Raw genomic sequence first — 25,935 nt, 5'->3', positions numbered from 1 at the left:
GTGGGTAGAGCTGTTACCAAACACGCCTCAAGACGTCCTGTGCGGCTCGGGCTCCGCCATCCATGGCTCCGCACGGTTTGGTAACAGCTCTACCCACCAAGGCCCTCTGAGCCCGCTGTTCCGGTATGTTCTCCCTACACATCTCGAAAAGCAGAAGACAGTTGAGACGGAATGAGTGCTGAAGAAGCCCTCACCCGGATTCGAGAGGAGATGGCTGGGGTGGCCACTGCCCAAAACGTGCGGAGCCATGGATGGCGGAGCTCGAGCCGCACAGGGATGTCTTGAGGCGTTTTTGGGCAGTGGCCACCCCAGCCATCGACAGCGCATCCAATTTAGCGGGCTATCACAGCAAAAGGCCCTACACCAAACAGAAACTTGCTAAGCTAGACCAAAACCCAGAATACAAAGGCAGATTTACCGAAGGGGCCCGTTAATGGACATGAAAGAAGCACTGAACCGCATTGCCTCCAACCTGGACCTGTCCACGGAGGAAATGAAGGACGTTATGCGCATCGTGATGAAAGGCGAAGCCACCGATGCGCAGATCGGGGCCTTTCTGATGGGGCTGCGCCTGAAAAGTGAGACTATTGACGAAATTACCGGTGCAACGGAAGTCATGCGGGAACTGGCCACTGGCGTAACGGTCAACGCCGAGCCGCTGGTGGACATCGTTGGTACCGGCGGTGACGGCGCCAACCTGTTCAATGTATCTACCGCCGCCTCTTTTGTTGTAGCGGCTGCCGGCGGTTTTGTCGCCAAGCACGGCAACCGTGCGGTGTCTTCCAAAAGCGGCAGCGCCGATCTGCTTGAAAACCTGGGCATCAACCTGCAGATGGCGCCGGAGGAAGTTGCCCGCTGCGTGGAACAGATTGGCGTCGGCTTCATGTTTGCCCCGGCCCACCACGGCGCCATGAAACACGCCATCGGCCCGCGCAAGGAACTGGGATGCCGGACCATTTTCAATATCCTCGGCCCCATGACCAATCCGGCAAGCGTCAAGCGCCAGCTGATCGGCGTGTTCACCAAAGAGCTGTGCCGCCCTATGGCCGAAGTTCTGCACCGCCTCGGCGCCGAGCACATCATGGTTGTGCACTCGAAAGACGGCCTGGATGAAATCAGCCTGGCCAGCGCCACTCATGTGGCAGAACTGAAAAACGGCGACGTCACCGAATACGACATCACTCCCGAAGACCTCGGCATCAAGAGCCAGTCACTGGTCGGTCTGACCGTGGACACCGCCGAGGACTCACTGAAACTGATCCGTTCCGCTTTCGGACGGGGACACGATGAAATGGCCGAAAAAGCCCGCGACCTGATCGCACTGAATGCCGGTGCAGCTATCTACGTGGCAGGACTGGCGAAGACGCCCAAAGAAGGCGTGGAAATGGCGCTGGACGCCATGGGTTCTGGCCTGGCTGCCGGAAAGATGTCCGAGCTGGCTGACTTTTCACAGTGTTTTTAATCCCGGCCTGCTGACTTTGCAGCCGGACGAACCGGTGGGGAGGCCTTTCCAAAACACGCCCGCAAGTACGTCCATGTAGGGCTTGACGTCAGCCATCCATGGCTGACGACAGTTTTGGAAAGGCCTCCCCACCGGCTCTCGCATACATTTTACGGGCCTGATATGACTGACAGACATTTGGACAAGACTCCCACCATTCTACGGAAAATTGTCGACAGGAAATGGGAGGAAATCGATGAGCGCAAGCGCGCGGTTTCAATAGACGACCTGAAAGCCATAGCCGGTGACCAACCGCCAGCACGAGGCTTTGCTAACGCGCTACGCACCCGTATCGAACAGCGGACGCCCGCGGTCATTGCCGAAATCAAGAAGGCCTCCCCCAGCAAAGGCGTCCTTCGGGATCCATTTGTGCCCGAAGCCATCGCCGAGAGCTACGAAAAAGGCGGTGCCGCCTGCCTGTCAGTACTCACCGACAAGGACTTCTTCCAGGGCCACGAGGACTACCTGAAATCCGCTCGCAATGCCTGCAGCCTGCCGGTTATCCGCAAGGACTTCATGGTGGCGCCCTATCAGGTATTCGAGAGCCGAGCCATCGCGGCGGATTGCATTCTGTTGATCGCCGCCTGCCTGACCAGAGATCAGATGCAGGAGTTGGAAGGCATCGCCCATGAAATCGGGCTGGACGTGTTGGTGGAGGTTCACGACGGTGAAGAGCTGGACGACGCTCTTACTCTGAAAACACCACTGGTGGGCATCAACAACCGAAACCTGCATACATTTGAGGTCTCGCTAGACACTACATTCGATCTGCATGAACGCATCTTTGCCGACCGCCTGACCATTACCGAAAGCGGCATCATGGCCAGAGGTGATGTAGAAGCCATGACCAGCCGCGGCATATACGGCTTTCTGGTGGGTGAGTCGTTTATGCGCGCAGAAGAGCCTGGCAGGAAACTGCAAGAGCTGTTCTTTCCGGAGGGCTAACTCCAAAGCTTATACAGGCCGGCGGGTGGGTCGGGCCAAAATCGTGCGGAGCCATGGATGGCGGAGCCGAGCGTACAGGGACGTATTTACAGCGTATTTTGGCCCGACCCATTCGCCGGCCTGTGCACCAGCCGAGTCAACCCTCAGGTTCAGCCAAAGCCTCCTGCAGCAACGCCAGCAGATGCGCCGGCATGCCCTCAGCCAGTTTCAGCGCTGCCGCATGCCCCCGCGGAGACATCTTGCCCCAGGTACGGCGCACGATGCGCAGCCATTTTTCGCGGTCGTAATCCGCCTTCTGTTCGTAAAATTCCGCGAAGTAACGCTCCAGAAACACCATGCAGGCCACGTCTTCCAGTAACTGAGTATCTTCATCTTTGCGTAGCTCACGCTTAGTCAGGATGGTTTCCACCCGCTCGCATTCTGATTGCGGATAACCACACCCGACCATAATTTCCGCAGCCTTCCTGCCATGCATCCGTCCACAGGCCTGGCGCCATTCATAATAAGCCTTGCGCCCTTCCGGGAAATCGCTGCGGGGCATCGTCCAGCGCTCAATGTGCTGGGCGCGGCAGGCGATCTGCATTCGTTCTGAAGGGTCATCCTCAAGCTCATGCAGCCAACGCGTCATATGCAGGCTATAGGCGTACTCTTTCGGGAGAAGGTCGTTACCTAACTGCTCCTGGTTGGGGTCTGCCAGGTTAGCCTGATCAATGGCCTCCAGAGCACATTGTAATTGCCGGGACTGTCTCATAATGGGCCAATAGCCTGTTCCTGAAATGAAAAACCACCTGAAACCGATGAAGATAACCTTATTAGTCTAGCGCGCAAGAACCATCCTCCTCTACCTCCGATGACAGTTCCATTGCACGTTCAACCTACCCCTTGTAGGTACGCACTTTACTTCATTGCTTTATGCAAATATTTACTAAAAAATTATTAAGACAGCTATCAAAAATCCAACGAGCCGTTCCAGCATGCAATTTTCAGGGTCAGCGATACCAGAAAAGTGGCAACCTGCCTACGAAGCTCATCTGCGGGCACTGGAAGGTAAGGTTGCCGTGGTGGCTGCCTGGTTGCTGCTGGTAACTGTGTTGATCTACCAGTTTTCCCATCCTCTGCGTAACAGTCACAGCTCTGACCTGGTTGGCATCGAGTTTCTGCTACGGTTACCGGTAATCCTGACCGCATCGATGACTCTGATAACTCACTACACTGGCAATTCTCGCTGGCCCAACCGATATTTTTTGCGATTAATGGGGCTGTCGGTGATGGCGATGATCCTGTCCATGCTGCTGTTATACCTGCAAAACAAGTCTGCAGGGCTGTACCAGATCAGCAATGGCCTGGTGATCAGCTTCTTCGGTGTTTCAGTATTGGCCGTGCGGGGCATCCGGGAATGGGCGTTGCTATTCCTGCCTCTGCTGGTGCTTTTCACGGGTGCAGCCACCGCTCTCAACATCTCTTTCGGGGACGTACTGCCGCTCTTTTTTGATCCCCTGATGATGATGGTCATCGGCATGATCGTCATGGAAGCCTTCCGCAGGGTTCTCACCAGTGAATTCCGGGCCCGTCAGAAAATCGCGGAAATGGCAGGAACAGATGAGTTGACCGGGTTGTTGAATCGGCGGGCGATATCGCCGCTGCTGAATCACGAACTGCAACATGCGCAACGCACCGGCAAACCGTTCAGCCTTGTGCTCGGTGACCTTGACCTGTTTAAAAAGGTGAACGACACCTTTGGGCATGATGCCGGAGACCTGGTGCTCCAGGAGACTGCAAGAAGGCTAAAAGGCGCACTCAGACGGCAAGACGCACTCTGTCGATGGGGTGGAGAGGAAATGCTGATCTTGCTCCCGGACACCGACGATCAGGGAGCCATGGCAGTTGCAGAGAAGCTCAGGGCATCCATGGCGGATTCCCATATCCCGGCAGGCAACAACCGAATTCATCAGACCATCAGCCTGGGTGTCGCCAGTTTCCGCAAAGGTGATGTCATTGACGCGGTGATCGGTCGCGCCGATGAAGCCCTTTACCGGGCCAAGCATAAAGGGCGAAACCGGGTCGAGGTCGCCAGACCCAGTGAGCCAGAGCCTTTTGTCAGTGCTTAGACCTGTGCCGACGGGCGCTGCTTGATGCGATCGTACCAGGCCTGGAGATTGGTCTGTTCAGGCTTGATGCGGATGTCCACCACCCGTCCGAAAGCAACGGAAGTGAACGCATTGATGTCGGCTGCGGTGAAGCGGTCGCAACAAATATATTCCTTGCCATCCAGCTGTTTGTTAAGGAAGTGCATGAACTTCTCCACCATGGTACGGCACTCCTCACCCCACTCCTTGATGGGATTCATACGGTCCTTGAAATAACCGCTGGTGTGCTGGAAACACATACCGGTGGGCATGGAGAGAGAGAACTCGATCCAGCGCAGCCACTGCTCCACAAGCGCTTTTTCCAATGGCGTATCACCCAGCAGGGTAGGCGTATCCGGGTAGCTTTCCTCGAAATAGCGGCAGATGGCCATGGTTTCGGAGATACAGGTGCCGTCATCCAGCTCCAACACCGGTACTTTCTTCATGGGGTTTTTGGCGGCGTATTCCGGCGTCAGGTTCTCGCCTTTCAGTAGGTCGATTTGAACAAACTCGGCCTTGTCCAGCAGCCCCTTCTCCGACATGAACATGCGTACCCGGCGCGGATTCGGGGCGGTTTTGGTCTCAAGAACTTTCATTGTTATTGGCTCCATACATCATTGTGGATAAACAGCTTCAAATCGTATCGAAGACTGACGCGGAAGAACAGTTGCGTCAAGCAACTGCAATCATCGGGGCAGCCAGTATTGCAGTTGGCGGATAATCCATTCCGGGTCATCGAGGGGCAGATCATGGCCGGCAGTGGGATGCACTTTCAGGGTCCACTGCCAGCGCTGTTCGAGCGCTTCACTGCATTTCAAGTGGACAATGCGGTCTCCCCTGCTTGCCAGCAACAGGGCATCCGGCAGGGGCCGATCTGGTTGCGGTTTGAAGGCAGCGGCGGCTTTCAGCTGCGCCCAGGCAGTCTGGAAACTGACCGGGCGCTGACGCTGAATACTGTACCAGTGCTTCATGGTTTCCAGGCTCACCGGGTGGTTGCAGCTCAGCCGCAGAATATCGGCTTCGCGATCGAACAGTTCACGCCTTGCCAACAATCGCGCGATACGGGGCCAGGCGCCCGGCCTCATCCTGCGCCAGGGTGGGCTGAAGCCGGAGCTGGTATTGATCAGTACCAGGTTCTGGATTTCTCCCTCGATCGCATGCTGGGCCCAGTCCAGTGCCACCATCCCACCCATGGAAAGCGCCATCAAACTGTAGGGTCCCGGGATATGTTCGATACTTTGGCGAACTTTCTCGCGAATTGCGGGAATGCTATCCGGGCAGGAATCGTTGAAATGCACGCCAGTACCAGGAAGGTCCACCAGATGAAATTGCTGCCCCGGAAAAGCATCGGTAAGCAGACGTGGAAACCCGCCCCAGTGTGACTGCTCCCGGGTGAGTCCACGCAACAGAATCCAGTGCATTGTCAGTGATGGTCCCCGTACCAGTGGGCAATAGCGGCTTCTCTAAGCATGGACTCGTCTTTCTCCTGCGGCAACCAGTTTTCATGGTTCGCTGCGGCGCTTACCAGAAAATCGATAAAGGTGAGATGGCTCCGCAATACCCTTCGATGCCGGTGAGGCGCCAGCGGGTTGAAAAAACCGTCCAGACGTAACAGCTGTCGCGGGCGTTTTCTGATCCAGCGCCAGGAGCCCAGCTCCAGTGTAAGGGGAATAAACGCCCCCTCACCACTGCGATTTATCTGTTTGTAGAAATAATCCCACAGATCACCGTGGGTCAAATAGTGACGGGACTGGGGCTCGAAGCGATAAGTATGCTCAGGCCATGCTTGCTCCCAGATCAACTTCAGGGCCATCACCGACGCAATCCTTCGCATCGGGCGACGACGATACGCATAGGGAAACCAGATCTGGTCCTGCCAGCCAAAGCCCGAGTGACAGTCCAGTGCCACGCTGAAAGGCCGGCCTGGCAACAATTCGGAGATCACCGCCTCCAGCGCTTCGTTTTCCACCTCCATGCCCTGTTCAGGATCCCCGATGAACCATGGCAGGCGTGGGGAAAACCTTTGCCCGCCCAGCAGAAAGGCACTGCGATCCTGAGCCGTGATTGGCGCGTTGCGCATCAGGTCGACGCCGTTGGGATTGCTGCGCTGGTTGAGGTACATCCCGCCGGGGTTAAGTATTGGCAACAGGGTAACTCGCACCCTTTTCAGGAGCGCCTGAAGATTATTGTCCCAGGACATCCGAGCGAGCAGGTTGCGTAGCCAGGCCATCACCACTTCGCTGCCGATACGCTCAAGCCCGTGCACACCTCCCACCAGCAAAACCACCGGCGCGTCAGCGGAATCACTACCCAGGTCAACCCGGTAAATCGGCAAATCGACCTGCTTCAGGGCAACCCTCGCAAGCGTCTTCACAGATACCAGCCCGGGCGCTTCCGCCAACGTACGCTCCAGGCGAACCATCTCCGGCAGGAAGGTTCTCAGCAGCTGCCGCTGTCGGCTATCCCGGCGGGCCTGCTCTGTCGAAACGGCGGCATGAGGGGTCAGTTCACGTAATTCGGTCATGGGGCTCTCCAGTCTCGGACAACCCTTCAAACTACTGCAGAATTGCTTCATTTCGTTGACAAAGCAGCCGGAAATTCGGGCGTCGCTATCAACCTGTCAATTGTAATTTTACATTAATGGCTTGTAACTCACGCTCAGAGCGTTACCCTTATCTATACGTAGTAACCGAGGTCATAGCATTTGTCCTGTCCTTTAAACGCACATTCTCAACAAAGCGTTTTCACTTCTCGGGGGGTCTTTCGGACCGCTCCTGCGGATTTTCGTCCGCGCATTTTTACACCCAAAAAGGAGAACCAATCATGCGTAAGCTAACGCCTGTCGCGCTGCTTTGCGCGATGTCTGCTCCCGCGCTTGCCCAGGCCGACTGTGGTGAAGTTTCAATCACCGAAATGGGCTGGGCGTCAAACGCCGTTGTCACAGCTACCGCCAAGTTCCTCATGGAACAGGGCTATGGTTGTGACGTCACAATCGTTCCTTCTGATACTGTTCCTGCCGTTACCTCCGTCGCGGAGAATGGTGAACCGGATATTGTCACCGAGCTCTGGCTCAACTCGGCCGGTGAGGCCTATCTGGAACTGGAAGAACAGGGCAAGATCGAGCGCGTCGCCGAAGTACTGGACCCGGGTGGTGTTGAAGGTTGGTGGATTCCCACCTACCTGGCCGAGGAACACCCGGAACTGACCACCATTGAAGGCGTCATGGAAAATCCGGAGCTGGTTGACAGCCGCTTCAACAACTGCCCGAGCGGCTGGGGTTGCCGAGTAGTCAGTGACAACCTGATCAGAGCGCTCGATCTGGAAAGCTCTGGCATCGAAGTGTTCAACCACGGCTCCGGAGAAACCCTGGCATCCTCCATGGCGTCAGCGGTTCAGTCGGAAGAGCCCTGGTTCGGCTATTACTGGGGACCAACCGTGCCACTGGGTAAATACGATATGACCCGTGTTGAACTGGGCGAGTACAAGCCCGACGTCCATACCCGTAACCAGACCCAGGATGTCGACAATCCGGGTGTGTCGGAGTTCCCGGCAGCGACAATCCTCACTTCGGTGACCACCGACTTCAGGGATCGTGAGCCGGAAGTGACGGAAATGCTCAGCAAGCTGACGTTCAAGACCTCCACCATGAGCGCACTCCTGGCCTGGATGGATTCGAACAATGCCTCCGCTGAAGAAGCGGCGGTGTATTTCCTGAGCAACAACAGCGATGTGTGGTCAAGCTGGCTGAACGATTCAGCCAGGGAACGCCTCGCTGCGGCAGTTGGAGAGTAATCTCCCGCCTGCCCCGGCAGGGCCGGCCCTCCCGGCCCTGCCAGCTCCTCTAACGGAGAACCCGAAACGAGCCCTACACACTTGAATGCGACGGGAACCAACCGCCCATGGCTACCTACGATTTCATATTTTCATCACTGGGACTGGAAGACTGGTGTGCGGCAGGCCAAAGTGACGCGCCCATGTCGATGGCCGCGCTGCTGCAAAAAACCAAGGGAACAACCGGCGAACCTGAGTCGCTCTGGGACACTCCTTTCCCTTCCATGGACGCGCTCAACGAATCCTGCGCTGCTTTTCCGCAATCCCGGGATCTCACAAAGGGTCTTGAAGAGGGCTTTCTGGCCGTAAAGGACAGCATGAGCATTGTTCTGGATCCTTTGACCCAGCCTCTGAGTTGGGCTCTGGACGGCACACTCTATGGGATGCTGAATACACCCTGGTGGATCGTCATACCCTTATTGCTTGCCGTGGTTTTCTTTGTGACCAAGTCCTGGAAACTGGTTGCTTTTGTTGCAGCAAGCCTGTGCCTCCTGGCCTTTATCGACTACTACCGTTATGCCATGGAGACACTTGCGATAATCTTCGTGTGCGCCTTCCTGTGCGTGCTTTTTGGCGTCCCCATCGGAATAGCCATGTCCCGAAGCAATATGATGCAACGCCTGACCGTTCCGGTGCTGGACATGCTGCAGACATTGCCGCCTTTCGTGTATCTGATTCCGCTGATTTTCCTGTTCAGCGTGACCGAATCCAAGCTGTATGGCATCGCCATCATTCTTTACGCCATCGTACCGGTTATCCGCCTCACCAACCTGGGCATTCGTTTGGTGGATAAAGACGTGATTGAGGCCGCTGACGCTTTCGGTATGACCAGCCATCAGAAATTATTCAAGGTCCAGATTCCACTGGCACTGCCCAACATCATGGCGGGTGTGAATCAGACCATCATGATGAGTCTCGCCATGGTCGTTATCGCCTCCCTCGTCTCGGCGCCCGGCCTCGGGGTTCTGGTACTTCAGGGCATCCGGAATCTGGAGCTTGGTGTCGGCCTGGTGGCCGGGCTCGGCATCGTGATTCTGGCGGTGATCCTTGACCGGGTGACCAAGGCCTCACTGGCGCGCATCAACGCCTCACAGAACCAATAAGGGAGCGAGCCGTGGAACGGAATATCAAAATTTCCATCCGGAACCTCTACAAGATTTTTGGCCCTGTCCCCGACGTTGCGCTTGCGTACGTGCGCAGAGGCATGGGGAAAGCTGAGCTACTGGAAAAGCACAATCATGTGCTTGGGCTCCAGGATATCAATGTGGACATACACGAAGGCGAGATCACGGTCATCATGGGGCTGTCCGGCTCCGGAAAATCAACACTTATTCGTCATCTCAACCGGTTGATTGAACCTACTGCCGGAGAAGTAGAGGTGGACGGAGAAAATGTGCTTGCCTACGACGAAGACAAACTGAGGAAGCTGCGCCGGGAACAGATGTCGATGGTATTCCAGAAGTTTGCCCTGCTCCCGCACAAGACAGTATTGGAAAATGCTGGCATGGCGCTGCTGGTTCGGGGGTTCTCGGTGCAGGAGTTTGAAGGCGAGGCGAAGAAGTGGCTCGCCAGGGTTGGACTGGAGGGCAATGAATACCAGTACCCCCATCAGCTCTCCGGAGGCATGCAACAGCGCGTGGGAATTGCCCGCGCGCTGGCATCGAACTCACCCATCATGCTGATGGACGAGGCCTTTTCGGCACTGGACCCGTTGATTCGGTCCGACATGCAGGACCTTTTGCTGGAGCTGCAGGAAGAGTTGCAGAAAACCGTCGTGTTCATCACACACGATCTGGACGAGTCGCTGAAACTGGCGGACCACCTGGTCATCCTCAAGGACGGCCACATTGTCCAGCAGGGTGAGCCCCAGGAAATCCTGATGAACCCCAACGACTCCTACATAACGGACTTTATCAGTGACATCAATCGGGCCCGCGTGCTGCGGGTACGGTCCATCATGGAAAAAACCAAAGAAGCACCGGAAGAGTGCGCTGGCGATATTTCCGAACGCGATAACCTGGAATCGGTCATAGCCCGCTCCAACGGCGATACCAATCTTACCTATCGTGTGGTCAGAAAAGGGAACCAGGTCGGTATACTCAAGATGGAGGAGCTCGTAAAGGCGCTGGTACCGCTGGAGGCTGCCGAGGGTGATGCCAGGAGCCGTTACTGACACGTCAGATGACAAAATTATGATCCCGGCGCTATGATTAGGGTGATGCCGCTACTCTGCGGCGCCCCGGACAACCATCATGCCTCGACTTGTCTGCATTGTGCTGGTCATGCTCCTTGTTTCTGGCTGCTCTCCGCCTGACAGTGAAACAGCTGCCGCGGTTGCGGAAACCGACACCGAAACACAGCCTACCGCGAGCATTATCGACAACCAGAGCCAGCCTGGCACCATCGTGATCGCAGCAGATCCCTGGTGCCCGCACAACTGTGAAGCGGGTGCCGATCATGAGGGGTACATGGTGGATATCGCCCGGGAAATCCTTGTCGAGTCCGGCTTCACCGTAAAGTACATCAACCTCAGCTGGGCACGAGCCCTGCAGATGACCCGCGAAGGCCGACTGGATGCTGTTGTCGGCGCTTTCAGGACCGATGCACCGGATTTCGTTTTTCCCGACACCCCCCAGGGCCACTCGTCCATTGCGCTTTTCACTCACCCCGACAATAACTGGACTTACAGTGGCCTTGAATCACTGGAGGATCAGCAGCTGCTGGTAATTAACGGATACTCCTATACTCGGGAACTGGATCGTTACATTGAACAGAACCGGGGCGACCGGGAAAGAGTCTGGATCATTTCTGGCCCCTCTCCCCTGGACAGGGCCATAGAACTGCTGGAGCAGGATCGCACAGACATTTTCGTTGAAGACGAGTATGTCATGGCCTGGTGGGCGATGAGCGCCGGGAAGTCTGTAAACCCGCCCCGCGCAGCGGGGCTGATTGACGACACCGACGTCTTTGTGGCGTTTTCTCCGGCCCGCAAAGACGCAAAGGAGTTGGCACGGCTGCTCTCAGAAGGGACACGACAACGGATCGACAACGGCCGGCTCCAGGAAATTCTTGAAACCTACGGGCTCAGTCTGAGGACTGAAACGCGGTGATCACCCGACCGTCCTTCGAGACCAGCAGTAACTCTCCGCGACTGCCGATTTTAATACACAGCGAATACCATTTCCTGCCTCAAAGCATTACGCTTAGGCCATTTAATGCACTGGAGAACATTGCACCATGGCCATCAAACTCTACCAGTTTGCGATATCACATTACTGCGAAAAGGTTCGCTGGGCGCTGGATTACAAGGGCCTGAGCTACGAGGCCACCAGCCTGCTGCCTGGCCAGCACGTCAAAACCATCCGCAAACTCACCGGCAAGGATTCGTCAGTGCCGGTGCTTGACCATGACGGCCAGCGGGTTCAGGGATCAAAGGAAATCATCGACTATCTGGATGAGACCTTCCCCGAGAACCCGTTGACACCAGCCAGCCCGCCGGCCCGCGAGGAAGCACTGGCCTGGGAGCAGCGGCTGGATGATGAAGCAGGTCCTGCGGTGCGCTGTTACTCCTACCACCATTTCCTGCAGCGCCCGAAAGTGGTGGTTCCCATGTTGGCGGCGGGCACACCCTTCTACAACCGGATTCTGCTGAAACTGGCTTTCAGCCGGGTGGATGAGATCATGCGCAAGTGGATGAAAATCAATGAGAAGACGGCGGAACAGTCGCGAAAAACCATGGAGCTCTACCTGACTGAACTGGCCGGCGCTTACCGGGAGAGACCTTACCTCGTGGGTGACAGTTTCTCCCGCGCTGATCTCGCAGCCGCCGCTCTGTTCGCACCCATGTTTCAGCCGGAACAATATCCGGTGCCCTGGCCCAAACCGGCAAAAATCCCCAAAGATATCAGGATCTGGCTGGATCAGTGGCAACCACAAATCCAGCCTTTGGAGACGGTCTACGCGGCTAATCGCTGAGCTGGTGCCGGCGCTCCTTGCCGGGAGAATTGCCGGTCCAGCGGCGATAAGCACGGGTAAAGGCGCTCTGCTCTGAGAAGCCCAGCAATAGCGAAATGTCCGTCAGTGTCAGTGACGGGTCCGCCAGATACTGCCGGGCCAGTTGCTCGCGGCTACGATCCAGCCACTGTTGCCAGCTCAGCTGGTGGCGGGCCAGTCGCCGCTGCAGGGTGCGCGGCGCCATGTGCATGGCACTCGCTGCTCTCGCCAGGGTGGGCTCGCCGTCGGAAAGCAGCTTGAGTAGCACCTGCTGTAACTGGCGGTCCGTGTTGGAGCTACCCCCGGAGTCTTCCGGTAGTGCCCGCACCAGCGCCCTCGCCTGCCGGTCCAACAACTCCCGCAAGGTGGAGTCACGCCGGGGCATGGGCAAACTCAGGTAATGCAGCGGAAACCGCACCCGCACGTGACTGTCATTCCAGGTCACCGGGCAATCAAAGAACGATTCGTAAGCCCTGGCAGTATCGCCATCAACGCTTTCAAGGAAACTCACGGTGGAAGGTGGAGGTGGCTGGTCAATCTGACGACGCATGAACGTCACCAGCGCCGCAATGGCTGCGCCATCTGCCTGCTGGCCCAATTCGTTGTCAGACGGTGGCCACCGCATCTCGGCCTGATCACCGACTATTTCTATCTCTGCAAGGCTGGCGCCGTAGAACAGGGTTTCATAGCGCTGATAGGCCAGCATGGCTTCCCCCAGAGTGTCCGAGGCCAGCACAAGGTAACCCAGAACGCCGACATGACCGGGAAGCACGCATGCGCCCACCCCCAGCTCCGGCGCAATACGGTCGGGCACCAATGCCAGCCCCTGCGACAGTAAATCGCGCCACACCGGCACCGGCACATTGTCCTTTGATACCCACCGGGCCAGTGCCATTCGCAACGGGCCGGCCTCCAGCCCCTCCTGGTCCAGCCAGTCAGAAAGCAGTCCGGTCCAGGCACCAGTTACCCGGATTACCCTGGCCACTGTTCATTTTCCATCATGTCGACAGACTCCACCGCATTGGCGTCGATGATCAATTTTGTGTCGTGGATTGTCAATTTTTACGAAGGCGATTGGAGCAGAATTAAACCATACCAACAACCAGAATACGGATACAGCATTGCTTTGATGGACATGATGGTGTCAGTACTGGAAGGCAGCGGGATGCTGCTACTCTGGAACACCCTGGCCCCCTGGCTGGCACTGGATGAACGACAACTGATCTTTGTGGTGGCCACACCCGTGTTCATAGCCGTCACCCTCTGGGAATACCTGCGGATTCGCCATGACCCTGCACGAATGGATGTGTCGGAAGCCCTCCGCAACTTTGCCCTGGGTGCTGGTTATCAGATCACAGAACTGTTATTCGCCGGTCTGATCGCCTTTCCCGTTTACGCCTTTCTCTATCACCACCGGATTCTGGACCTGGAATTGAACTGGACGACGGGTTTCCTGACCTTTGTGGGCGTGGACTTCTGCTTCTACTGGATGCATCGCTCCAGCCATCGCATGCGCTGGTTCTGGGCCGCGCACGTGGTGCATCATTCCTCGGAGCGAATGAATTTCTCTACCGCCATGCGCCAGAACGCCACCAACATCTTCAACGGCATGTGGATCTTTTACCTGCCTCTGGCGCTTATCGGTTTCAATCCGGTGTGGATCGGCATTGCCTATGCCCTGTCACTGGTTTACCAGTTTTTCGTCCACACCACCCTGGTCGGCAAACTGCCGCGCTGGGTGGAACTGGTGTTCAACACCCCCAGCCATCACCGGGTTCACCACGGTCGCAACCCAGGCTATATTGATCGCAACTACGGTGGCACGCTGATCCTCTGGGACCGGCTGTTCGGAACATTTGTGGCGGAGGATGAACAGGCACCCCCGGAATACGGCATTACCCGCCCGGTGAACTCCAACAACCTGCTGGTGTTGTGGACCCACGAATATGTCGACCTGTTCCGGGCCATGGCCCGGCCCGGAGGTAGCCTGTTTTTGCGTCTTAAGCACCTGTGGAAACCGCCGGAATGGCAAAGGGATGTGGGATAATAGCGCAAACCCCGGATTGAGCTGACATGGACCTGCAGGAAAGTTTTATCAACAGTCCGGATCGCCATCGGATTCCGTTGCTATCGTGGTTGCCTGAAAATCCCGTAGCAGTGATGGTCATTGCCCACGGCATGGCGGAACATGCTGCACGCTACCAGCCTCTGGCCCAATGGCTCAACCAGCAGGGAGTGGCAGTCCTGGCCATCCAGCACCGGGGCCATGGGCCGCACTGCCCTGATACCGAACTCGGGCATTTCGCCGACAGCAGAGGCTGGCAGAAAGTCGTCGACGACCTGCAGCAGGTGGTTGTCCATGCCCGCAAGCATTATCCCGACCTGCCACTGACATTGTTCGGGCACAGCATGGGCTCATTTATTGCCCAGGCGTTCACCCAGCAGTACGGTGATCAGATAGACAATCTGATCCTCTGCGCCACCAATCGCATCGACAAGCCGAGGCTTCTGGTCTCCCTGGCACTGGTAAGAATGATCAGGACACTGCGAGGGAAACGGCATCGCAGCCCTTTGATCGACAATATGACGTTCGGAGCCTTCAACAAGACCTTTGCACCCAATCGGACCAGCCATGACTGGCTGAGCCGCGATCCGAAACAGGTAGATCGCTGCCTGAAAGACCCACTGTGCGGCTTTTCCTGCACCCTGGGGCTGTGGTCGGACTTCATCGGCGGCATGCTGGACATCAACCCGACAGCCTGGCGCAAAGACCTGCCGGTACACCTGCTTGCGGGCGACCACGACCCGGTAGGAGAAATGGGGCAGGGTTTCAGCCGGCACGTGGCCAACCTCAAAGCAGCGGGGCTGAACGTTGCCTCCGAACGGTTGTTCCCCGGAGCCCGTCACGAGCTGGTTAACGAAACCAATGCCGACGAAGTCCGGGACCACATACTTCACTGCATTCCCCGGCAGACACGTTCCGACAATTGAGGCATGACGTTACCAGCTCAGGGACGGTATGATCGGGTCCAACCATTAAATCACGGGAGCATACCGCTTGATGACGGCCACCATTCGATCATTGCTGGCCCTGACTTTCCTGATGGCGAGTGCAATGGCGTTGGCAGGGGAAGTGCGACTGGCCATTGCCACCAATTTTCACGATGCTGCTGAAACCCTTGCTGCGCAATTTTCAGAGACATCGGGCCACAGCACCCGCATCAGTTACGGCTCCACAGGCAAGCTTTACGCCCAGATTCGTCATGGTGCGCCGTTTGATGTGTTCCTCGCTGCCGACCAGGAACGTCCACAACTGGTGGAACGGAATGGCTATGGGGTGCCGGGAACCCGCTTCACCTATGCAGTGGGCAAGCTGGTACTCTGGAGCCCGGATCCGGAAGCGTTCGCGGATCCGCAGGCATTTCTGCGAACGGGGGACTTTCGCAGCCTGGCCATTGCCAACCCCGCAACCGCACCCTACGGCCTGGCTGCCATGCAAACCCTGGAAAACCTCGGTCTCTGGGCAAACCTGAAAAGCAGACTGGTCAGGGGAGAATCCATAGCGCAGACCTTTCAGTTCGTAGCCACCGGCAATGCAAAAGCCGGATTCGTGGCACTGGCCCAGCTCCGTGATGACCATAATGGCGGTACTCGCTGGGAAGTGCCCAACCATTATCACGACCCCATTGCCCAACAGATCATCCTGCTGGAGCGGGGCCGTGAAAACCAGGCAGCCAGGGCATGGCTGGACTTCCTCGCCAGTAAGCAGGCACAGGATATTATTCGCCAATACGGCTACGATATCCCGGATCCGACCTAACAGATCATGGAGTATCAATGAGCCCGGAATGGCAAACCGTCTGGCTGACCCTCAAACTCGCTGGCATTACGACCGCTCTGCTGATGGTTATAGGAACCCCCATTGCATGGTGGCTTGCCCGCAGTGACCACTGGCTCCGACAACCTGTCGCTGCTGTTGTAGCATTGCCGCTAGTACTGCCGCCCACCGTACTGGGTTTTTACCTGCTGTTACTGATGGGCCCGGAGGGCATTGTAGGCACGATGACCACCACCCTGGGGCTCGGCACCCTGCCTTTCACATTTGCCGGGCTGGTGGTTGCCTCGGTTATCTACTCCCTGCCCTTCACGGTGCAGCCACTGCAGAATGTGTTCGCCACCGTCAATGAACGGATGCTGGAGGTTGCCGCCACACTGCGGGCATCTCCCCTGGATCGATTTTTCTCCGTAGTCATTCCCCTGGCCCGGCCCGGGTTCCTTACTGCGGCGGTGCTGACCTTCGCCCATACTCTGGGTGAATTCGGTGTGGTGTTGATGATTGGTGGCAATATACCGGGCGAAACCCGCGTGTTGTCGGTAGCCATCTACGACCATGTAGAGACACTTCAGTACGGCAAGGCCCACCTGCTGGCAGGAGGCATGCTGGTGTTTTCATTCATTGTTTTACTGACGCTTTATCTGATCAACGGACGCCTGAATAACGGGAACCTGAAGTCATGAAAGCCACCGGAATCCTTGCCCGCTTGAGCACCGGTTTCGAGCGTTTCCAACTGGACGTGGACCTGGCATTGCCAGGTAATGGGGTCACCGCACTTTTTGGCCATTCCGGCTGCGGTAAAACCACGCTGTTACGCTGCATTGCGGGCCTGCAGGACTGTGACGGCCAACTGTCCGTTAATGGCGATGTCTGGCAGGCCGACAATTCCAGACTGCCGGTCCATAAACGCCCCCTTGCCTACGTATTCCAGGAAACCAGCCTTTTCCCCCACTTGTCGGTCAGCGGCAACCTGAATTTTGGCTACCGCCGCACGCCGTCGGCACAGCGACGGATTCATCCACAGCAGGTTATCGACTGGCTGGGGCTCTCTCATCTGCTGGACCGCAGGCCAGAACGGCTATCCGGGGGTGAACGACAGCGTGTGGCGATTGCCCGGGCCTTGCTGACCAGCCCCCGGCTGTTGCTGATGGATGAACCCCTGTCGGCGCTGGACCAGACCAGCAAGCGTGACATACTGCCTTACCTGGAAACCCTGCGGGACACCCTGGATATCCCTATCGTCTACGTCTCCCATTCGGCGACTGAGGTGGCCAGGCTTGCCGATTACATTGTGATGATGGATCAGGGCCGGGTAGTCGCCGAAGGGGGACTGCAAGAGACCCTGGCCCGCCCTGACCAGCCTTTCGCACTGGAGGAAGATGCAGCGGTGATCGTTCCTGCCGTGATCAGGGAGCGGGACTCGCAGTGGCATCTTTGCCGCGCTGAATTTGACGGTGGCAGTCTTTGGCTAAGGGATGACGGACAGGCGGAACCCGGAAACCGGGTGAGGCTGCAGATACCGGCCAGAGATGTGAGCATTGCCCTGGCAGCAAACCATGACCAGAGCACCCAGAACCTGCTTCCAGCCAGGGTAATGGATATGGCAGCTGAGCAGCGCCCCGGCATGACCACCGTGCGCCTGCAGGTGGGTGAGACTTCCTTCCTGTCACGGATTACCAGTCGTTCAGCTCACCAGCTCGGCCTCAGCCCGGGCATGAAAGTCTGCCTGCAGATCAAGAGCGTGGCCATTGTCGAGTAATTCCGGTGTCGGCTAGCGGGTACCGTACACCACCATGGTCTTGCCCTTGACGCGAACCAGACCCTGATCTTCCAGGGTTTTCAGCACGCGGCCAACCATTTCACGGGAACAGCCCACAATACGGCCAATCTCCTGGCGGGTGATCTTGATCTGCATGCCATCCGGATGGGTCATGGCATCAGGTTCCTTGCACAGGTCCAGCAGGGTGCGGGCAACACGGCCGGTCACGTCGAGGAACGCCAGGTCGCCTACCTTGCGGGTGGTCTGGCGCAGACGCGAGGCCATCTGTTCACCGATAAAGTACAACACCCTGGGATCTTGCTGGGCAATTTCGCGGAACTTGGTGTAGCTGATTTCGGCAACTTCGCATTCGGTCTTGGCTTTGACCCAGGCACTGCGGGAGTCCATGTTGTCGAATAGCCCCATCTCGCCGAAGAAGTCCCCGGCGTTCAGATAAGCCATGATCATCTCGCGACCATCGTCATCCTCGATAATGACGGTGACAGACCCCTTGACGATATAGAACAGCGAGTCGCTTTTGTCCCCGGCATAAATAATAGTGCTTTTTGCAGGGTAACGCCGGCGATGGCATTGCGAGAGGAAATAGTCCAGGTGCTTGGTTTTCTGCTCAACCGGCTTGACGATAGTGGCCATAGTGCGAGTCATGCCTCCTTAATACTGGCGGGATCCCGATGTTTTTATTCACCCAGCTTTCCGTGCGGGTTCATTCATTATGAACGCAACTTATAACAAGAAGGCCCCGTTTCGGCAACCTGAAACATTATAGACCAGATCCACAGGGCTGCCTTTTTCACAAAGCTGCCGGACAATCCGCGATATGCTAGCATCCCAGCCGATTGAACGTCATACCCCATCGGGAGCACGAAAACAGATGAAAGCAACCATTGACTGGACGGGCGACGCCAGCTTCAGGGCAACCAGTGGCAGCGGCCATGCGATACAGATGGACGGTCCCGCTGACCACGGTGGCAAGGATCTTGGGCCACGTCCCATGGAGATGATGTTGATGGGATTGGGTGGCTGCTCGTCATTTGACGTCATGAGCATCCTGCAAAAAAGCCGTCAGCATGTAACTGCCTGCCATGCCGAACTGGAAGCTGAGCGAGCTGACGCTCTACCAGCGGTCTTTACTCGCATCCATCTGCATTTTGTAGTCACTGGAACCGGGCTTAAGGAAAACCTGGTGAAAAGGGCAGTCAGCCTATCTGCGGAAAAGTACTGTTCCGCATCCATCATGCTGGAAAAAGCAGGTGTGGAAATCACCCATAGTCACGAAATCCGGGAGGCCTCCTGAGCAGGAACAGCCACGAATGCTACAATAACGCTGCGAACTCTACCCAAATCATGGGTCGTTGTGCATAATACGCACCCTCTCCGCCGGTCTGCGCATAAGGTAAATATCCAGGTCAGTTATCGGTGGCGGCCTTGGTGGCATGCAACAAACAAACAGGCATGACTGCTGACACTCATCTCCAGACACTTGGGGGGGCTGAACATGGAAACCAAATTACAGCTGCATGGTTTCAATAACCTGACCAAATCGCTGAGCTTCAACATCTACGACATCTGTTATGCGCAGACCGAAGAGCAACGTGAAGCCTATATTGATTACATTGACGAGATGTACAACGCAGAGCGCCTGACTCAGATCCTTACCGACGTGGTCAAGATCATCGGCGCCAACGTGCTCAACATTGCCCGCCAGGACTATGAGCCCCACGGCGCCTCGGTGACCATGCTGATTGCAGAGCACGAACTCAGTGATGGCGAGCCAGATAACGAAGAGTCACCAGGCCCGCTGCCAGACGCCATCGTGGCGCATCTGGACAAGAGTCACGTCACCGTTCATACCTATCCGGAAAGCCACCCCCACGACGGCGTGAGCACCTTCCGTGCCGATATCGACGTGTCCACCTGCGGCCTGATCTCGCCGTTGAAGGTACTCAACTATCTGATCCACAGCTTCGATTCCGATGTGGTTACCGTGGACTACCGGGTACGGGGTTTCACCCGCGACGTGGATGGCACCAAGCACTATATCGATCACGATATCAACTCGATTCAGAACTATCTGACTGAAGACACCCAGAACGCTTACCAGATGATTGACGTCAACGTGTATCAGGAAAACATGTTCCATACCAAGATGATGCTCAAGAACTTCAAGCTGGATAACTATGTGTTCGGGGTAAACGCCGACGACCTGGACCCGAACGAAGCCCAGTCCATTGAAGATCGCCTGCGCCGTGAAATGCTCGAGATCTTTTACTCCCGCAACGTGGAGTAACGGCCGGAACCGTCAGTTTTTTTGATGGCCCCGGCCAGAATTCTCCGGTTTATCTCTCTGCCTTCGAGGGCGTCTAATAGACGTTATATCCTCTAAGGAGCCATAAACCATGCCTCTGCGATCAGTAAAACAAACCATTGCTGCTCTGGAAACGTCTGACGGCGCCGGTGTACGAATCAAACGTTCCATCGGACAACAGCAGAATATCCGCCTGGACCCGTTCCTGATGCTGGATGAATTCGGTTCCGACCGACCCCAGGACTACATTGCAGGATTTCCATCCCACCCCCATCGCGGCTTTGAAACCGTCACCTACATGATTGAAGGGCACATGCTGCACGAAGATCACCTGGGTAATCGCGGTAATCTCAAAAACGGCGGAGTGCAGTGGATGACCGCCGGACGAGGCATTGTCCACTCGGAAATGCCTCAGCAGGAATCCGGACAAATGCGAGGCTTTCAACTCTGGCTCAATTTGCCGGCCGCAGAAAAAATGAAGCCGGCCGGATACCGGGACATCCAGCCCGAAGACATTCCTAACATCACTTTGGACGGCGGACTGGTGAAACTGATTGCCGGCGAGATAGCGGCAGAAGGACAGCAGCATCAGGGCGCAGTTACTGGCGGCAGCACTCGCCCCCTCTACGCGGATATTCATCTGGAGCCGGGGAAGGAGACACTGCTGCCGGTGAGCACAGAACTGGACGCTATGCTTTATCTGTACGAAGGCGAAGCATCACTGGTATCGGACAAGGGTTCTCAATCCCTGCAGGTCTCCGCAGCCAGCATCCTCGCACAGGGAGACAGCATACGGGTCGGGGCCGGTGAAAACGGCGCCCGCCTGCTGCTGATCGGCGGAAAACCGATTGGCGAGCCCGTTGTGCAGTATGGCCCGTTCGTCATGAATACCCGCGAGGAAATTGAACAGACACTGCGGGATTACCGCGACGGGCGCCTGACGGCCTAATCAGGCAAAGGGCTTGCGGGCCATCAGTTCGGAAACCAGCGGGCGCATGATCAGGTCCATGGCCAGCGACAGTTTGGTACCGGGAATAACCAGTGTGTCGTGGCGGGAAAGGCTACTGCCGGCAATCATCTGCAAAAGATAGGGAAAGTCCACATCCGAGGGATCACGGAAATGGATAACAATCAGGCTCTCGTCTTCCGTGGGAACGTCCCGAACCACGAAAGGATTGGACGTATCCACCAGCGGAATGCGCTGGAAGTTAACGTTGGTTTGGGCGAACTGCGGAACAATATCGTGCACATAGTCGTCCATGCGGTTGACGATGGTCTGCACGACCGCATCCTTTGAGTACCCGCGCTGATTGGTGTCACGATGAATTTTCTGGATCCACTCTAGGTTGACGATGGGAACCACTCCCACCAGCAGATCCACATACTGGGCAATGTTGTAGGCATCGCTGACCACGCCGCCATGAAGTCCTTCGTAAAACAGCAAATCCGTATCCGGTGTCAACGGCCCCCAGGGCGTGAACGTACCGGGCTTGTAACCGGCCTCAATCAGCTTCCTGTCTTCATCATGAACGTATCGGCGAAACTGGCCATTGCCAGTATGGCCATAGTCGTAGAATAGCGCTTCCAGCTTGTCGATATGGTTGGCGGCCAGTGCGAAGTGGTTGCGCTCACCAAACTGTCCCTTGGCAGCAAGACGAGCCATCTGCTCACGATTGTACCGGTGAAAGCTGTCGCCACTGACCATAGCGGCTTTGAGCCCTTCACCGGCAAACAGACGGCTGAATATCTTGCCGGTAGTCGTAGTGCCGGCGCCGGAGGAACCGGTAACCGCAATAATCGGGTGGCGCTTTGACATAACAGATGGTCCGGAAAGTCAATCCAGGCTGGTCAGTAGCCGCGGCTTTTCAACGATGAAACCCTGAGCATAATCCACACCCAGACTGGTCAGCATATCGAGAACACCGCGAGTTTCAACCTGCGAAGCAATCACCTCACGTTTCATGTAGTGAGCCATTTCCACCATCGACTTTACCATGGCCTGATCCGTCTCACTGGTATCCAGCTGGCTGGTGAACGCCCTGTCCAGCTTGATGAAGTCCACCGGCAGACTGCGCATGAACTGGAACGACGTGGGCCCGCTGCCAAAATCGCCCAGGCAGAACCGGCACCCAAGTTCCTTCATTTCCTCGATGAACTCGGAAATGCCCTGAAGATCGTTAATGGCGGACGCTTCTGTAATCTCGAACCAGATTCTTTCAATCGGCGCATCTTTCTGGCTCAACTTGTCGTAGATGAATTCCATCAACGTCTGGTCGTTCAGGGAATGCCCCGACAGGTTAATGCAAATACCCCCCATGTGCTCAGGATCGGGGGCCTTGTCTCTCAGCCAGTCCAGCATCTGCCCCACCACCCAGCGGTCGACTGCCTGCATGCGATCGTAGCGCTCAGCCATACGGACAAAATCCTTACCGGTTATCAGGTTTCCGGCATCGTCGTACATACTGATGAGTATCTCGTACTGCGGCGCCATGGTGGTGTGCGGATGCAGCGGAATAACCTTTTGACACCGCAACAGCATGCGCTCTTCATTGAGATCACCAAGATTGGCCACCTTGGCTGCAATCTGTTCCTGGCGCGCATGGTCGTGAGCATCGAGAGAATACTCCATCACCTTGCCATGACCGCGTTTCTTGGCCGCCTTCATGGCTTCCTCTGCCGCCTTCAGCCAGCGCTCGGCATTTGCCAGCGCGGGCATTTCCTGCGCCAGTCCGGCACTGGCGGAAAGGTGATAACTACCACTTTCAAAACGAAACTCAATGACCTCGATAGCCGATACGATTCCCCGTGATGCTTCCAGGGCATTTTCCGCCGGCAACATCAGGGCAAATTCGTTACCGGAAAGCCGCGCCAGCGGCATGCCATCCCCCACATGGCTGCGCAACACGTCTGCTACCATACGTAGCGCCTGGTCTCCAGCCTGATAACCGGCTGTGTCATTGAGGAGGCGGAACTGGCGCAGATCAAGCCGGACAAGTGCGCGCTCATCCTCGCGCCGGACCAGCTGTTGCTCCAGCATACGCTCAAACTCACGGCGCCCCAGCAGGCCTGTCAGCTCATCGTGAGTGGAAGCCCATGACAGTTGGTCGTAGACCTTGCGCACCATGCGGTCGATGCTTTCATCCACCAGTGGCCGCTCGTACTGGCTGTCCGGCACTATAATGCCCTTGCGCATATGCTGGGCCAGGGCCTCCAGCTCCAACTCGACTACCCGCATGCCCTGGTGGTTAACAAACACGAACCGGCTGAAGCCCCGGGCTACCCAGACCAGGCGAATGTACTGAGGCTCATCCGGCTTTTCCTGATCCCTGAGCCAGTCACCGGTGCGCAGTTGCTGGGCCCGATTAACCCAGCGCTGCAAGCTGCGTTGATCGCGCTCGGAAAGGGCCTGTTTCTTGTCCTCGTCACTCTTCGTTGGCGGAATTTCCACCATCTCCGGTGGGCTTTCCGGGCGGCGCACAAGAAACTGCTTGAGCTCGTCACGAATCTGGGAGGAGGGCATGTGATTGCTGGAAATGGAGGCCAGGCCGTCCTGGATCACCCGCAACAACTCCGGAAGGTTGATGGTATTGTCGGGGTCATCCGCAAAGGTCATCAATGAATCAATAACGGACAGGTAGTCCTGCCACAGCGGGCTGTCCTGGCCCTGGCGAATCCAGGTCAGTGAAAGAAGATCACGCCAGCCGCCATCCAGCAGGCTGACCACCGCCTTTGGTACCTTCCGGCCCGCCAGTTTCTGCTCCAGCACCAACGCTACTGCCTTTTTTGACTCGGATACCTTTTGCGCGCCCTCGGCAGCGGCGGTAACACGTTCAACGTTACGCCTATACACCAGGTTCTGGCGATCGATCAGGCCATCCAGTTCCTGCACCGCGTTTTCGAAAACCCCGGTGTCCTGCTCGAAATCGGTCGCAATCCGCTGTACCAGTTCGTCGATCCGCCGCTGCACGACCGGATTGATGCGGCCGCCCTTCACACCCAGTTGAGCTAGCCGGTTCATGACACCGCGCACCGGGCTGTCCTGATCGTCGAAAAACTCCGGGTCCCGCATAACCACTTTCAGTACCGGCACTTCCAGCTGGCGCATCCGTGACTGGGCGTATTCGCTTAGCTTCGGGCTCTCCACCACGCTGCTGAAGAACCTGTCCACCACATCCAGGGTACTTTGCTCTTTCTCCCCCAGTGCGTGTTCTCCGCTCTCCCTGACTCGTTCAACGACGCGCTCACGAAGGGACGGTTGTTCCGGACCGGCAGTCGCCGCCTGCAATTGCAGCTCCTGCAGTTGCTTCTGCAATTCGCCGGCCGAAAGTTCTCTGGCCCCGGAGGAAAACTCCACTGGCGCCATGTCACCACGGGCCTGGCGGCTGGCAGCCAGGGTGCCAAGCAGATTCTTGACGGTTGCAAAGGCTGTCTGGGCAGCCGCCGCATAGCCGCGAAATTCAGAGGACGATTTGCGACTGCTGAGGCGGGTCGGCTTACGCTCGGGGGCCTGCACTTCGCTCTCAGGCGCCGCGGCCTCTTGGGCCTGGGCCTCCGGCCTGGGCTCCGCCGGCGGCTTTTTCCCGCTTTCCGCGCTTTCTGCGGGCACCTGTTCGCTCAGATACTTGCTCAGATCCAGATCCGGTAGCACACCGTGGCGCACGAGAATACTGTTCAGCTCCCGATAAAGGGGGCCAAGGTGCATCAATACGGACTTTTCAAACACCTTCAGACATACCTTCTCGACTTCACGGTGAGCCTTGAGCAGGCTCAGACCGGAATGGAAGGATTCGCAGATCAGCGACGGACCCAGCGGGTTATGGTGTCCTGTGGAATTGGCAACGCCAAGTTTGTCGAGGCGGAGTTTCAGCTGGAGCAGATCACCCCGGTACTGGGTATCCGCCTTGGTAACCATTACACGGATCGTCAGCCAGTCCTCGAATTCGCCCTTATCGACAACCGACAGTTCCGCCCCGGTGGCTCCTCGGGGTGCCGGCTTGAGGGGAGACTCAAGGCTACGTGCCATCTGGTGCCAGATCACCCGTTGGCGGGCCTGAAGCTGGCCAGAAGCATCCATGAATTCATTTGCCTGCTGGTCGTTGCCAGCCTTCTGGGCCGCTTCACGCAGAGCAGTAACCATCTGCACGAAACATGCATCCATCAGCGGTTCGATATACTGGACAACTGACTTTGCTGACTGACGCAGGACGAACTGAACCTTGTCGCTGGGAGCTCGCAGCGAGGCCCTGTCCTGATTACGATTGGCGCCACACTGTTCCAGCATGGCGTTGACGGCCTCCGGATTGGAACGGGTAAAGGCAACGCCCATCGCGCCTTCGATCCGACGCATGACGTTCACGTGCAATTGGTGACGTTTGCGGCCATCAGGACTGCGAAAACGAACCACCAGTTCCGGATTATTCCTCGCAAGCACCTGATCCAGCTTTTTCGATGTTTCCCCGGAATACCGCACAAACAAGCCTTCTGCGCAGAAATCTGCGATCTGGCAGGGCAGGTTTTCACCACTGCCAACATCCAGTTGGGCAGCGAGTTTGATCGGTTGGCGGGGGCTCGAACGACGTTCTTTCGGATCCATGAACTACCTGATATCTGGCAAAGCCT

Annotated in this window: 24 protein-coding genes; 16 read left to right on the top strand and 8 right to left on the bottom strand. The window is 56.9% G+C overall.

Translation table 11 applies throughout. The annotated features are described in order from the left end of the window. The first annotated feature begins 433 nt into the window (after nt 1-433). Both trpD and trpC read left to right on the top strand, forming a co-directional pair. Complete coding sequence (gene trpD, locus M8010_RS04280; RefSeq protein ID WP_250089141.1) at nt 434-1,462, top strand: anthranilate phosphoribosyltransferase; 1,029 nt, start codon at nt 434-436, stop codon at nt 1,460-1,462. A gap of 162 nt (nt 1,463-1,624) precedes the next feature. Then, on the top strand, nt 1,625-2,446 hold the full coding sequence (trpC, locus tag M8010_RS04275) for an indole-3-glycerol phosphate synthase TrpC (protein ID WP_250089137.1): 822 nt from the start codon (nt 1,625-1,627) through the stop codon (nt 2,444-2,446). Between the two features lie 136 nt (nt 2,447-2,582). Here trpC and M8010_RS04270 read toward each other — a convergent pair whose 3' ends face one another. Continuing rightward, nucleotides 2,583-3,197, bottom strand: a complete 615-nt coding sequence (locus M8010_RS04270; protein ID WP_250089136.1) for a DUF4202 domain-containing protein — start codon at nt 3,195-3,197, stop codon at nt 2,583-2,585. A 223-nt stretch (nt 3,198-3,420) separates the two neighbouring features. Here M8010_RS04270 and M8010_RS04265 point away from each other — a divergent pair, with 223 nt between their 5' ends. Further along, the gene (locus M8010_RS04265; RefSeq protein WP_250089134.1) at nt 3,421-4,554 is read left to right on the top strand and encodes a GGDEF domain-containing protein; all 1,134 of its coding nucleotides are present in this window, start codon (nt 3,421-3,423) and stop codon (nt 4,552-4,554) included. On the opposite strand, the gene M8010_RS04260 is transcribed toward M8010_RS04265, so the two are convergent. The 3 genes from M8010_RS04260 to M8010_RS04250 all read right to left on the bottom strand — a co-directional run bounded on the left by M8010_RS04260 (nt 4,551) and on the right by M8010_RS04250 (nt 7,096). Next, complete coding sequence (locus M8010_RS04260) at nt 4,551-5,168, bottom strand: glutathione S-transferase family protein (protein WP_250089131.1); 618 nt, start codon at nt 5,166-5,168, stop codon at nt 4,551-4,553. The two genes, M8010_RS04265 and M8010_RS04260, sit on opposite strands and share 4 nt — an antisense overlap. Nucleotides 5,169-5,258: 90 nt before the next feature. Continuing rightward, complete coding sequence (locus M8010_RS04255) at nt 5,259-5,993, bottom strand: alpha/beta fold hydrolase (RefSeq protein WP_250089129.1); 735 nt, start codon at nt 5,991-5,993, stop codon at nt 5,259-5,261. A 2-nt stretch (nt 5,994-5,995) separates the two neighbouring features. Next, nucleotides 5,996-7,096, bottom strand: coding sequence for a M14 family zinc carboxypeptidase (locus tag M8010_RS04250; RefSeq protein WP_250089127.1), 1,101 nt, complete (start codon nt 7,094-7,096; stop codon nt 5,996-5,998). A 299-nt stretch (nt 7,097-7,395) separates the two neighbouring features. Here M8010_RS04250 and M8010_RS04245 point away from each other — a divergent pair, with 299 nt between their 5' ends. The 5 genes from M8010_RS04245 to M8010_RS04225 all read left to right on the top strand — a co-directional run bounded on the left by M8010_RS04245 (nt 7,396) and on the right by M8010_RS04225 (nt 12,378). Beyond that, complete coding sequence (locus M8010_RS04245) at nt 7,396-8,364, top strand: ABC transporter substrate-binding protein (RefSeq protein WP_250089125.1); 969 nt, start codon at nt 7,396-7,398, stop codon at nt 8,362-8,364. A gap of 107 nt (nt 8,365-8,471) precedes the next feature. Next, complete coding sequence (locus tag M8010_RS04240; RefSeq protein WP_250089123.1) at nt 8,472-9,506, top strand: ABC transporter permease; 1,035 nt, start codon at nt 8,472-8,474, stop codon at nt 9,504-9,506. 11 nt (nt 9,507-9,517) lie between these two features. After that, on the top strand, nt 9,518-10,576 hold the full coding sequence (locus tag M8010_RS04235) for a quaternary amine ABC transporter ATP-binding protein (RefSeq protein WP_250089120.1): 1,059 nt from the start codon (nt 9,518-9,520) through the stop codon (nt 10,574-10,576). Nucleotides 10,577-10,655: 79 nt separating this feature from the next. Beyond that, nucleotides 10,656-11,513 carry a substrate-binding periplasmic protein gene (locus M8010_RS04230; protein ID WP_250089118.1) on the top strand — a complete coding sequence of 286 codons (858 nt, stop codon included), beginning with the start codon at nt 10,656-10,658 and terminating at the stop codon, nt 11,511-11,513. Between the two features lie 127 nt (nt 11,514-11,640). Next, nucleotides 11,641-12,378: a glutathione S-transferase family protein gene (locus M8010_RS04225; RefSeq protein ID WP_250089116.1), complete on the top strand. Its 738-nt coding sequence runs from the start codon at nt 11,641-11,643 to the stop codon at nt 12,376-12,378. Here the strand turns inward: M8010_RS04225 and M8010_RS04220 are convergent. After that, nucleotides 12,368-13,381 carry a helix-turn-helix transcriptional regulator gene (locus M8010_RS04220; protein WP_250089114.1) on the bottom strand — a complete coding sequence of 338 codons (1,014 nt, stop codon included), beginning with the start codon at nt 13,379-13,381 and terminating at the stop codon, nt 12,368-12,370. The two genes, M8010_RS04225 and M8010_RS04220, sit on opposite strands and share 11 nt — an antisense overlap. Before the next feature lie 144 nt (nt 13,382-13,525). On the opposite strand from M8010_RS04220, the gene M8010_RS04215 reads away from it, so the two are divergent. From M8010_RS04215 to modC, 5 genes are all read left to right on the top strand, one after another. After that, the gene (locus M8010_RS04215) at nt 13,526-14,443 is read left to right on the top strand and encodes a sterol desaturase family protein (protein ID WP_250090114.1); all 918 of its coding nucleotides are present in this window, start codon (nt 13,526-13,528) and stop codon (nt 14,441-14,443) included. A 26-nt stretch (nt 14,444-14,469) separates the two neighbouring features. Next, nucleotides 14,470-15,387 carry an alpha/beta fold hydrolase gene (locus M8010_RS04210; RefSeq protein ID WP_250089112.1) on the top strand — a complete coding sequence of 306 codons (918 nt, stop codon included), beginning with the start codon at nt 14,470-14,472 and terminating at the stop codon, nt 15,385-15,387. Between the two features lie 70 nt (nt 15,388-15,457). Then, on the top strand, nt 15,458-16,216 hold the full coding sequence (modA, locus tag M8010_RS04205) for a molybdate ABC transporter substrate-binding protein (RefSeq protein WP_250089107.1): 759 nt from the start codon (nt 15,458-15,460) through the stop codon (nt 16,214-16,216). Between the two features lie 17 nt (nt 16,217-16,233). Further along, nucleotides 16,234-16,914 (top strand): molybdate ABC transporter permease subunit, encoded by a 681-nt coding sequence (gene modB / locus M8010_RS04200; RefSeq protein ID WP_250089105.1) that lies wholly within the window; start codon nt 16,234-16,236, stop codon nt 16,912-16,914. Then, a complete protein-coding gene (gene modC / locus M8010_RS04195) occupies nt 16,911-17,990 on the top strand; it encodes a molybdenum ABC transporter ATP-binding protein (protein WP_250089103.1) in 1,080 nt (359 codons plus the stop codon). The genes modB and modC overlap by 4 nt, the downstream gene beginning before the upstream one ends. 12 nt (nt 17,991-18,002) lie before the next feature. Here the strand turns inward: modC and crp are convergent, their stop codons facing one another. Then, a complete protein-coding gene (crp, locus tag M8010_RS04190) occupies nt 18,003-18,644 on the bottom strand; it encodes a cAMP-activated global transcriptional regulator CRP (RefSeq protein ID WP_007153756.1) in 642 nt (213 codons plus the stop codon). 238 nt (nt 18,645-18,882) lie between these two features. Here crp and M8010_RS04185 point away from each other — a divergent pair, with 238 nt between their 5' ends. From M8010_RS04185 to M8010_RS04175, 3 genes are all read left to right on the top strand, one after another. Continuing rightward, nucleotides 18,883-19,305 carry an OsmC family protein gene (locus M8010_RS04185; RefSeq protein WP_250089101.1) on the top strand — a complete coding sequence of 141 codons (423 nt, stop codon included), beginning with the start codon at nt 18,883-18,885 and terminating at the stop codon, nt 19,303-19,305. Between the two features lie 201 nt (nt 19,306-19,506). Further along, a complete protein-coding gene (speD, locus tag M8010_RS04180) occupies nt 19,507-20,298 on the top strand; it encodes an adenosylmethionine decarboxylase (RefSeq protein ID WP_250089098.1) in 792 nt (263 codons plus the stop codon). A gap of 109 nt (nt 20,299-20,407) precedes the next feature. Further along, entirely contained in the window at nt 20,408-21,265 is an 858-nt protein-coding gene (locus M8010_RS04175) for a pirin family protein (protein WP_250089095.1), read from the top strand. Here the strand turns inward: M8010_RS04175 and M8010_RS04170 are convergent, their stop codons facing one another. After that, complete coding sequence (locus tag M8010_RS04170; RefSeq protein ID WP_250089094.1) at nt 21,266-22,132, bottom strand: phosphoribulokinase; 867 nt, start codon at nt 22,130-22,132, stop codon at nt 21,266-21,268. It lies immediately after the preceding gene. An 18-nt stretch (nt 22,133-22,150) separates the two neighbouring features. Then, nucleotides 22,151-25,909, bottom strand: coding sequence for a DUF1631 family protein (locus tag M8010_RS04165; protein WP_250089092.1), 3,759 nt, complete (start codon nt 25,907-25,909; stop codon nt 22,151-22,153). Between the last annotated feature and the right edge of the window lie 26 nt (nt 25,910-25,935).

It is taken from the genome of Marinobacter sp. ATCH36 (assembly GCF_023555055.1).
Taxonomy (GTDB): domain Bacteria; phylum Pseudomonadota; class Gammaproteobacteria; order Pseudomonadales; family Oleiphilaceae; genus Marinobacter.
Note: the sequence above shows the minus strand (reverse complement) of the source record. Positions and strands in the feature narration are given on the sequence as shown.